Annotated in this window: 8 protein-coding genes; all 8 read right to left on the reverse strand. The window is 55.7% G+C overall.

The annotated features are described in order from the left end of the window. The coding region (locus GXX57_11155; GenBank protein HHV45205.1) for an N-acetylglucosamine-6-phosphate deacetylase at positions 1-499 on the reverse strand (499 nt) is incomplete at its 3' end. Positions 500-501: 2 nt separating this feature from the next. Beyond that, positions 502-654, reverse strand: coding sequence for a hypothetical protein (locus GXX57_11160; GenBank protein HHV45206.1), 153 nt, complete (start codon positions 652-654; stop codon positions 502-504). 42 nt (positions 655-696) lie between these two features. Beyond that, complete coding sequence (locus GXX57_11165) at positions 697-969, reverse strand: hypothetical protein (protein HHV45207.1); 273 nt, start codon at positions 967-969, stop codon at positions 697-699. Between the two features lie 244 nt (positions 970-1,213). Then, on the reverse strand, positions 1,214-1,363 hold the full coding sequence (locus GXX57_11170) for a hypothetical protein (protein ID HHV45208.1): 150 nt from the start codon (positions 1,361-1,363) through the stop codon (positions 1,214-1,216). A 987-nt stretch (positions 1,364-2,350) separates the two neighbouring features. Beyond that, positions 2,351-4,933, reverse strand: coding sequence for a hypothetical protein (locus GXX57_11175; protein ID HHV45209.1), 2,583 nt, complete (start codon positions 4,931-4,933; stop codon positions 2,351-2,353). A gap of 149 nt (positions 4,934-5,082) precedes the next feature. Beyond that, positions 5,083-6,318, reverse strand: a complete 1,236-nt coding sequence (locus tag GXX57_11180) for a hypothetical protein (GenBank protein ID HHV45210.1) — start codon at positions 6,316-6,318, stop codon at positions 5,083-5,085. Between the two features lie 97 nt (positions 6,319-6,415). Further along, positions 6,416-8,818 (reverse strand): hypothetical protein, encoded by a 2,403-nt coding sequence (locus GXX57_11185; protein ID HHV45211.1) that lies wholly within the window; start codon positions 8,816-8,818, stop codon positions 6,416-6,418. Between the two features lie 93 nt (positions 8,819-8,911). Continuing rightward, a complete protein-coding gene (locus GXX57_11190; protein HHV45212.1) occupies positions 8,912-10,240 on the reverse strand; it encodes an extracellular solute-binding protein in 1,329 nt (442 codons plus the stop codon). Positions 10,241-10,824 lie beyond the last annotated feature (584 nt).

A 10,824-nucleotide genomic window follows, 5' to 3' on the forward strand; every position in this document is an offset into this window, starting at 1 on the left:
CGGGGGCGAGGGTAATAATCCGAATCGCACCCTGGGCCAGTTCCTGAAGCCGCTGGAATTCTTCCCAATCGGGGAAGGAGACGAACTGCCGCGGATGGGCCCCCCGGGGACCATCCTCCGGGGAAATATAGGGGCCTTCTAGGTGGGCCCCGATCAGAGCCCTTGCGATGAGCCGGGAGCTCTGCCGGGCCTTGGCGATGGACTGCAGGATGCGGCCAATCCAGCGGAGATCGCCGGTGACAATCGTAGGACAGAATTCCGTCACCCCATGAACCAGGAGTCTTTGGATCACCGCTTCCCAGTCCTCTATCTCTAGGATATCAGAGCTAAAGTCCCAGCCGAAACACCCATTGATCTGGATGTCCACCAACCCCGGTGCGATAAAGGGCAGGTCCGCCCGCTGCTCCGGAAGGTCCCTGATCGATTCAATCACGCCATCTGACACCGTGATACAGATCGTCTTCTTCGTTCGATAATGCCGTCCAATAACTTCTTGCACATTCATTCATCCTTAGCCAAATCTTTCCTAAAATACCACCGGTTTACTTGGTCGCAAACGCAGACCAACCGTGCGTCTGGGACCCTCGCCAACGCGGCTTGATGCCACTGGACCGCCACACCACAGCCGACAATACCAAAGCCTAACCTTTTCACCGGATAACACCTCATTACCCACAAAAACTGGGCTCCATCTTCCTACAGATACATCTTCTTCGCCCCCGCCGCGTACTCTTCCGCAAAGGCGCAGGCTACGTCCTGGACCGAATGGACGCTTTCATCGACGGCCATGGTAACGGGCAGATCGGCCACATCTACCTTGTAGACCGCGGGGAAGGGCTCTTCAAAGACCGCGATCCGGTCCAAGGCACCGATCTCCGCCGCAAAGTCCACAAGCTGCCACAGCCGTTCCTTTGTATCATGCGTCAAGGTAATACACAGGATAACCACAGTCGGCGTAAGGGGTCTCATAATCTTTCACCGCCTGGTGGATGGCAAAAAGACGTTGCTGTTCCCACTCCAGCATCTTCTGAGGATCGCCGTCCTTTGCCGGGTCAGACCCGATCTTGATCTTCAGGAAGAAGTGCCCCCCTGGACTAGCTTCCGAACTTCCTCCAGACCCATGCCCTAGGTAACAAGCGGAATGCGGGCCAGGGAGGTATGCCTGGCCTTCAGGGCTGGCTTTACCTCCTCAGGGATCAGGTCCGAAAAGGTGCTAATCCCTTTTCCTGGGATAGAGCAACCAGGCGGCATTGTCCACCGGGACGAGGGCGTTTAAGGCAAAGCTGACCAGCAGATCCGGGTTTCCCGCAAGCTGACACCCCCGGGCGTGGGTCTTTGGCAGAAGCTCCTCGAAAAGTTCCACCGGTGTACTGAAGGTCCTTCCCTTGGCCAGTTCCAGGACATAGGCGGGTCATCAGAAACATCATCCCGTTGCCCACCGCCTCAGGATACCGGGCAAAAGCCTGGGCGTCGGACAAGAGCACACTCTGCACCCCCAGTCCAACCCCGGTGGCTTGGTCACTTTCCAAAGGTGCCGCCACCCGCCAAAGCTCTCTGAGGAAGCTTCCTTTGAACCCGAAGGGAGTCGACATCGCTTCCCTTTGGCAATCAAGACCAATTCGCCTGACCGTGGGCATGCTGCTACGACCTTCCCTTCAGTTTACAGCACCAAGTTCATTAACGACATTAATAATATATTCCTGCAAAGCTCCACAAGTTCCTTCTTGTCGACAAGGGAAGCCTTTCGCAGCCCAAGCAGTACCCTCTCCCCTTCCTTCCCGGATGGCAGAACTTGGATCGTATCATGCTTCTTCTTGTCCTCTACAGATCGTTTTGGTGCACTTTCCGGGTGTCGGGGCCACTTTTGGTTGCCGCCAATTCTGTGCTTCTGCGCGGAAGGCTACCCTCTTCCACCTCTTTTCGGTCCCTGCAAGCAGCCATTGGCCCCATCAACCCCGAGCTAAATCTACGTATCTAAGTCTCGGGGCACCTTGCCGACCAAGTCCAAGAAATCCTAGATAGCCGCTGGCGAAGGTCCGTTGAGTGAAGTCCATACCGCGTTAGGGATGGTAGGCAGGGAAAAGACACATCCCGTCACCCCTGGCCTTCACCGCCTGCAGAGGCTCAATTCCATACCGCCCACTGACAGCAAGAGCGGGGCAACCCGGGATATCCTCCCCCTCGAGGGGGGGATATCCCGGTCCTGCTCCATCAACCTCACCGGCTACATTGACCTTTCCGCCGGCTTGGGCCGCGGGAAGGCCAAGATAGAACCAAAAACCGTGTACTGTGACTGCAGCCAGACGTCGAGGGCAGAAAGCCCCTGACCTTGGGCCAATATGGCCTGCTGTTACAGTTCCGGTGCAAACTCCTCCGCCAAGGGATCCTTGCGCAGCCGCAAGATGTGGTAGATCATCTCCTGGCGAATCTCGTCAAGATTCCGGGCGGGGTTCAGTCGGGAAAGATACTTCTCCGCCTCCGCGGCCCGACTTAGGAGGACGGCATCGTCGGTGGTCTTCGCTGTTTCGATGGCCGTGAGCAAGGTGGTCAGGTATCGCACATCATCGACTCCCTCCCGGAATCCTTCCCAGGCGATGGTATCAATTGCCCCATCCACCGTCGGATAAGTGAAGTTGTGATCCCGGTAGGAGGGATGGTCGAAGTCATTCCAGATGTTCCCGAACCCGTCCTGGTAGGCATAGGGGGCCACCCCATCATAGTCGTTGGTCCAGATCATTAATCCGTAGTTGCGCCGGTATAGTTCCGGATCCTCCGCGGGCGTCTGCGGGTTACCGTAGGACCAGATCTTTTTCCCCACCGAGTGCCACTTGGCCGCCTCATGGGGTCTGAGGCGATCGTGTCGGATATGGAGATCCTGAAGATCGCCCATCAGTTCGAAGTTGCCATCCTGCCAGCTGGCGGCAAACACCTTTCCTCCGGCTTCCCGCACCCGAATCCAGTTGTCCCGTTGCGCAACCAAGGCCTCTCCTGCCGCCTCGTCGATCCCGTAGAAGTATACTTCTGGAATATTGTATTTTGCCGCCAGTTCCAGGGTCCCTTTGAGCAAGGCTGTGGAGTCATGGGTCTGTACCCCTAGATAGTACAATGGTTGGTTCCCCATGCCGATCTCGTCCCTGATCTTCAAAACCTCTTCGAGGCTACTTAAAGGCTGATACACGATGGGATTGGTCACGCCATGATCCAGCATGTTCTGCAGTTCTGCCCGGAATTGGACCAAGGACTTCTTTTCTGAAGAGATCGTCCCCGGGCCCTGTAGGTCCAGGACACCCCGATAGTAGATACTGGGGGTGTAATAGGGAGGCAACAGGGTGAAGGGCAATACCCGCAGGGTAAGGGTTAGTTCCCCCAGCATCCCGCCACTGCCGTACAGGTAGATGGGCCCTGTGTATACCCCCGGACTGGCATCCGCGGGCACCTTGATGGTGATCCAAAACTGTTGATTGGTTCCCGCGGGAATATCCACGGGAAGGAGAACAGGACTATCCTTCACTGGCCACGCGTTGATGGACAACTGCTGCCGTCCGCCTACATCGGCGGGATTACTGATCCGCACGTACTCCTCGTGGCTGGCGAAGGACAACTTCAAGTAGTTTTCCTGGTTTTCGTAGTCCACCTTCACCAAGGTAGGATCGTTCACCAATAGCTCGGGGACTAGAACGCGCTTGGTTTTGTCCTGATCCCTACCCCACCAGGCGGTTCCCGCCTGGAACCAACGCTGCACGATCTTGATCTCCACTGCGGAAGCAGGAATCGTCCCCATCTCGCCCACCAGATCCCCCGGCGTGGGCCGGCAGCCTGTGATCTCGTCAAGGGCAAACACGACGAAACTAGCCGGTTCGAATTCACCGGGTGTGGCCACCACCTGCAAATCCTTGGCTATCTTGCCATGTTCCGGTCGATCCGTGGGCAGGATCTTGATTGTCGAGATGGGCGGGACCACGTAGATGATCCCGGCACTGCCCCTTTCCCCGATGCCCTTGTTTTCTGCCAGTGTCACCATAAGAGTGGTCATCCTTTCCAGCTCTGCCAAGGCTAGACCGACCCGCTCCGGCTCCTCCGTCAAGATCCACCCCCGCACCTGAATCTGGGCCAGAAGTTCCCTTGCGGCATCGTACCGTTCCTGGATCTGAGAAACGAGCTCTGCCGGCACCTGGGCAGCGTCCTGGGCTAGCACAGCGGCCACATCGTCCAGCCGGGACTGCCAGACGGCCAGCTGTTCCTGGGTGCGCGTGGTGACCCCGCGCCAACGTTCGGCTACCGTCTCTTCGTAGACGAAGGTGGCCGGAACCTCCCCGGACAGTTCCACCGCATCCAGATAGCAAACGATCCGGTCACCCGGTTGTCCCTGCAGCATCACTAGGATCTGGTCGAGATAACACCCCACTTCCCCGGACTTGCCCTGCCACAGTTCACTAGAAGCAAAGGACACGGCAGTTCCCCGGGCAAAGGTATCGACCCACGTATACTCAAACTTCTGCCAGGCGTCATCGGTTGCACCATATTCCCAAAAGGCCCGGGCTCTGGAATAACCTACCGGAACGACAGTGGCCTGCAGTCCCAGGCCCACCCGGCCCTGGCTTGCCTCCGGGCGAAGGATCCGGGCCCGGAAGGTCAAGTTACCCTCGCCGGGCACAGAAACGGGGATCGCCCAGTAGACGTAGGAGCCACTTTCGATTGTCACATCTAGCTTGAAAGAGCGCTCCCCCGCAAAGGCTTTCTCAGTAGTCAAACCTTTGAAATGTACCGTGTATGCACCGTCGGACTTGAACAATTGGAACGGATCCTCCTCCTCAAAGTCTTGGAGGTACTGGTAGAGGACCCTTTCCTGAGCCTTTATAGACATGCTCGCTCCTAGGCTGAACAAGACAAGTACTGAACACAGAGCAAAATACCATAGATAAGACCTGCCCACCGTCCATCCACTCCTTACCGGGCCAACGTCGCCTATTGATGGGAGGGAACCTACTCTTCAAGCGCGCATCGATGCCAGCACCTGCCCCGGGCTCAACAGCCCACCCCGAGGCATCGATGCGCGCAAGTCCTTTGTTTGCTCAAAGCCACCTATGAGAAGTTAACCACCACCCCCTTCGCCCTCAATTGGGTAACAACAGGATGTTCCGGTTCCGTGTTCAAGGCACTGGGAAGGGTAACCTCCTGCAAGTGTTCCAGGCTCAATAATTCCGTGATGTCCTCTACATCTGTACTGCCAATAAAGAGTTTCTTAAGCTGTGGAAACTTGGTGGCGATCCCGGTAAGGTCGTTAAGGGACGCCCAGCCCTGGACCCATTCCTCCAGGTTCGGGAGGCTCGGCAGTTCGCCGATGCTCGTAAAGCCTACTGAGTGACACATGATACTCCGTAACCCCGTATGCCCCTCGAAGGCGGCTAGACTGGTAACGGGGTTGCTGTTGAACTCCAACCTAAAGAGATTGGGAAGTCCAGCCAAGGGACTAAGATCCACAACCCTGCAGTGATTGACGAAGACCTCCCGGAGAGAAGTAAGGGTGGCCAGGGGGCTAAGGTCGGTTATTCCGGGGTTAGAGTCGACCCTTAAGACCCGCAGGGAAGTGAAGTATTGGAGTCCCACCAGGGATGTGATCCCCTTCTCCTGGGCTTCCAGCACTTCAATCCCGGCCACATCGTCCACGGTGAGATCCCCAACGAGCTTACCGATTTTTTCCCGGACAACTGCTTCTAGGTTGGGATCGAGGTGAAGGATGCTGCTTACCACGATGTCTAGTGTCGTTGTTGCATCTACGGCAATGGACTCTTCGTATACCACCGCACCATCCCGGATGGCCCTCGCCACGTAAGTCCCGAAGGGGACAGCGAAGAACACAAACTCACCCATGGGATCACTTTCGGAGCTAATACTGTACTCTCCGATAGATAGGGTAATAGTCGTCTCCCCGAGGGGATTCCCCGTCGCGGACAGGACGGTGCCCTCCAATGCGTCCACATACTGCACACTGACAAGGTCAATGTCGCAATTGACCTCTTCTTTGCCCTTTTCCACCACTACATCTTCCTTGACGGCGAGAAAGGCATCGTCTTGGTAGACGACCAAGACATAGGTACCGAAGGGAACCTTGTCAATGCTGTATGCTCCCTGGGCATTGGTCACCGCCGAAAGGTTCAGTGCGGGAATGGCCACGGTAGCTCCGACGACAGGATCTGCGCCAGATTTGACAAGTCCACTTACGGTTCCTACCTTCGGTAAGAAGAAGCTGAGGCAACCAGACAAGAACAGGAAGCCAACCAACAGACTAATCACCAGGATCCTCTTCCAGTGTCTCAAGGTTCCCACTCCCTTCGAGCTTTTCTAGTTTCCTTGGATAACACTCACTTCACCAAAACTGCAGCCAGCGGTCCGGGGAAATACACCCTAAGTCGTCCTATAACGTCTTAATGATCACGCCCTTTGCCCGTAGGGCCTCGACGATCTCAGGATATTCCTCCTGTTGTCCGGCATCCAGCCAGACGGTGGTGAGCCCAGGTAGCCTCAAGAGCGGTTCCAGGTCAGTAACCCGACTATGTCCGACGATCACTTGCCACAGACGAGGAAACCGTTCGATGCCGTCGATGCTTGCCAAGACGCTCCAGCCGGCATGGAATTCCCTGAGGTTCGGCAGGTTGGGAAGTGTACTAAGATCCGTAATCTTCGCCCCGTGGTACTCGATGTTTTCCAAGGCGGGATGTCCATCGAGGGTGCGGAAATCGGTGACGCTGGTGTAATGGATCCGCAGCCGGAATAGCCGCGGGTGATTGGCCAAGGGGGAAATGTCTACTATCCGCGGGTTTTCATCGAGGATGATCTCCCGCAGCCCACTGATTTCCGCCAGGGGACTAAGGTCGGAGATATCGTTCCGATCGAGGCGCAATACGGTGAGGGATGCACAGTACTGCAAACCTTCCAAGGACTCAATCCCCCGATCCCGCGCGTCGATGGTGGTGATCGTCGCCACGTCCCCGGGGAGAATTGGCCCGGAGGGCTTGTTGATTAGCTCACGGATGACCGGCTCCAGGTTCGGGTCAAACTGGATCCCTTCTGCCGCGTCTGTTGTTACTTCGGGAGGTAAGAAGGGAAAATCCGACTTCTGCAATTGGAGGATGTAGTAGATCATCTCTGCCCGGATGAGATCAAGGTCTCCGCCCACATTCATGGTCGCAAGGTATTCTTCTGCCTCTGCGGCCACCTCCAGCCGTGCGGGATCTCCTGAATTCTTCGCCTGTTCGATGCTGTTAAGCAATGTCGTCAGATAGCGGACATCGTCCACCCCTTCCCGATACCCTTCCCAGGCGATGGTCCCCACCACACCGTTTACCGTCGGGTAGGTGAAGTTGTGATCCCGGTAGGTCGGATGGTCGAAGTCGTTCCAGACATTACCAAACCCGTCCTGATAGGCATAGGGGGCCGCACCATCATAGTTGTAGCGCCAGAGCATCAACCCATAGTTGCGCCGGTAGACTTCCGGATCCTCGGCGGAAGTTTGGGGGTTGCCGTAGGACCAGATCGGCTTTCCAAGGGAGTGCCAGTTGGCCGCCTCTTCCAAGCGCAAGCGGTCATGCCTGATATGCAGGTCCTGCAGATCTCCCATCAATTCGAAATTGCCCGGTTGCCAACCGGCGGCAAACACTTTGCCACCGAGGGCGTGGACCCGCAGCCAATCGTCCCTTTGCGCGGTCAGTTGTTCCCCCGCCGCCTCGTCGATGGCATAGAAATAGACCTCGGGAATACCGTACTTCTTCGCCAGCGCAAGGGTCTCTAGGATCTGGCTATCAGAGCTGTAAGTGCGCACGCCAATGTAGTACAGCGGTTGTCCACCCAGGCCCAGCTCTTGGCGGATCTTCAGAACCTCTTCCAGGGAGCTTAAGGGTTGGTAGACGATGGGATTCGTTACCCCATGGGCGATCATGTCTTTAAGTTCGGCAATAAACTGCTCCCGGGACTTCTTTTCCGATGAAATGGAGCCATTACCTAGGATATCCAGGGTTCCGCGGTAATAGATGCTAGAGGTATAGTATGGCTCTGCCAGCGTAAAGGGCAAGACGGTGACATTAAGCTGCATGGTCCCCACAACCTGGCCGTCTTCCCACAAGTCGATCCTTCCCCGATAGACACCAGGGACCACTTCGTCGGGTACCTTCACCGTCACCCAAAGCTGTTGGTTATACCCAGCGGGGATATCCACTGGTAAAAGAACTGGACTATCGCAGACGGGGAACTCCTCGATTAAGAGCTGTATCCTCCCGCTGCGGTTCTGGGGGTCACTGATCCAGCGATACTCCTCCCGATCCGGGAAGGAAAGCTTAAGGTAGTTTTCCTGTTTCTCCAGATCCACCTTCACCAACTCGGGATCGTTAAGCAGTAATTCCGGCACCAAAATCCGCTGGGTCTTGTCCTGATCCCGGCCCCACCACGCGGTACCGGCCTGAAACCAAGCTTTAACGTATTTGATATCAACATTCTCTTTAGGGATTACTCCCTGCCCCTCGTCATGGACCAAATCATAGACCTGGGGTAAGAAGGCTCTAAGGTCTTGCCGCGCGGTCACCACAAAACTCGCCGATTCATATTCCCCCGGTGTTGCGACAAGCGCCAGCTCATCTGACAGTTCCCCGTGGTCGAAGGGTTGATTGGGTAGAACCTGTTTTGTCGTAATGGCCTGTACCACATAGGTCAATCCCTTCGTACCCGCTGGGCCGATCGTCCCTTGGGCAGCGGAGACAGCCCAGACGCCAAGGGAAAGAACAAGGATTGTAAGTATAAGTGTTAACTTTTTGAAAGATCTGACCACATGGACACCCCCCCTGCACAATACAAGGCAGCGGGGTGAGTGAGTCACCCCACTCACCACCGGCCGGGTCAGTTGAGTTGGATCTGGATGAGACTACTGGCTCGCCAGAACAGCATTCATTCTGCTCTGCAAGGTCTCCAAACCAACCGCTGCCGCCATCTCACCGTTCTGGATCGCCGTAATGATGTCGTATCCTACCTGCTGCATGGCCCGGTGCACATTGGGCACCGCCTCCTCCATGGCCGTGCGGGAGTGGGCCAGGGCACCGGTCACTGTATTCATCACCTCGAAGGGGGACATGCCTGAGGCGGTGGAAATCCGGTCAATGTAAACCTCCATGGCCGACCGCCGGGCAGGAATCATGCCGGTAAGCTCGGTGAACAGGGCCAGGGATTCGGGGCTTGTGGCAAACTTGATGAACTCCCAACACTCTTCTGGGTGCTCCGTGAACGCGGAAACGTACAGAGGATCGGTCCACCGGGTATTCGCTCGCGTCTCCACCAGCGGCATTGGCGCAAGGCCCCACGCAAAGCTTGGTGCAGTATTGATCACCGAATCCAGATACCAGGAACCAATCCAGTGCATGGCTGCCTGGCCGGCGAAGAAGGCGCTTCCTGCCGCAGTAATTCCCTTACCCGGGCCCGCCGCCGCATAGTTGGCGTAGTACTCCGCAAGGGCATCGTAGGCGGCCACGTTCTCCGGACGTACCATCGTCACTTCCGTAGCCCTGCCTGTAGCATAGGCCTCGGGGCCGACCCAGTCACCACCGAAGATCCAGCAGATGTCCGGCAGGTGCCATTCACTGGCAAAGGTGAGCGCCAGCCGGGTATAGACGCCGTTCTCTACGACGGTAAGCTTACGACTGCAATCGACGAAATCCCGCCATGTCCAGTCGCTACTATCCCAATCATCGGGGGGCAAATCCAGACCATGTTCCAGGAAGATGTCTTTGTTGTAAAAGCAATACTGGGGAACGACCCCTAGGGGCACGCCGTAGAAGCTGTCACCGAGCTGGAAAGTCTCCCAGACTCCAGGGAAGAAGTCGTCGATATCCAATTGCGCCAGATCCCGAGCGACAAAGGGGGCCAAGTCATAGGTCCAACCCGACAAAATGAAGTTCTTCTTGTCCGATGCGCCATAGAAGATGTCCGGCGGCGTTCCGCCCATGATCAGAGTGGTGAGTTTTTCTAAGTATTCGGCGCCACTCGCACCCGACGTCTGGGCCAGAGTTGTGACATGGATATCGGGATGTAGTTCGTTGAACCGACGGACAATCTCCGTTGCCCACGCCATCTCCTGGGCACCAGTCCGATGCATGAAGACAAGCTCTACGGGCTTAGCAGCAACAACTGAGGCAACCATTGCGACCAGTCCGACCAACAACAGCACCATCACCGAACGACGTAACACCTTCGCTTGCATGTTTACACCCCTTCTTTAGCTAGTTATGTTGTAATTCCATGAAGCGTGGAGCACATACCACACGAGGTCCACCTTCATTTACTGCCGCATCCTAACCATCAAAGAAAAGGAAAATAGAATCCATGTTAACCGTTGGTCCGTGCTATATCGACTTACGCATGCTGTCAATCTACAAATATGTATGAGTGTATAGTATTCATGAAGAATAAGAACTTTACATTACCAGCCAATGCCCGGGGGGTGTTTTCTGATCCACCACCTTTCTACAATCTCTATTTCCCTTCCGAAAAAGGCCCTAGCGGCGAAAGGATAATCCCAGAGTTTCCGCCGCTTCTCTCCGAAAACAATTAACACGCCAGTTAAATAAACACATTAATTAATATGAGACACAGAACCTTCGTCTAAAGATATCGTAGCACACTACCCTCCCTTGCACAAGTCTTTTTTTCGCCTTGACTCCCTAGTTTTGGAGAATATGCTTGTACTTCATCTACATATCGCATGATTGCTTCGTATTTCTACCAGTTGCACTTTTTACTCATCTTAGGCGGCCTTGAGTGCTTCTTTGGTATGACGATTCTTCA

The organism is Bacillota bacterium, from assembly GCA_012839765.1.
Classification (GTDB): Bacteria; Bacillota; Limnochordia; order DUMW01; family DUMW01; genus DUMW01.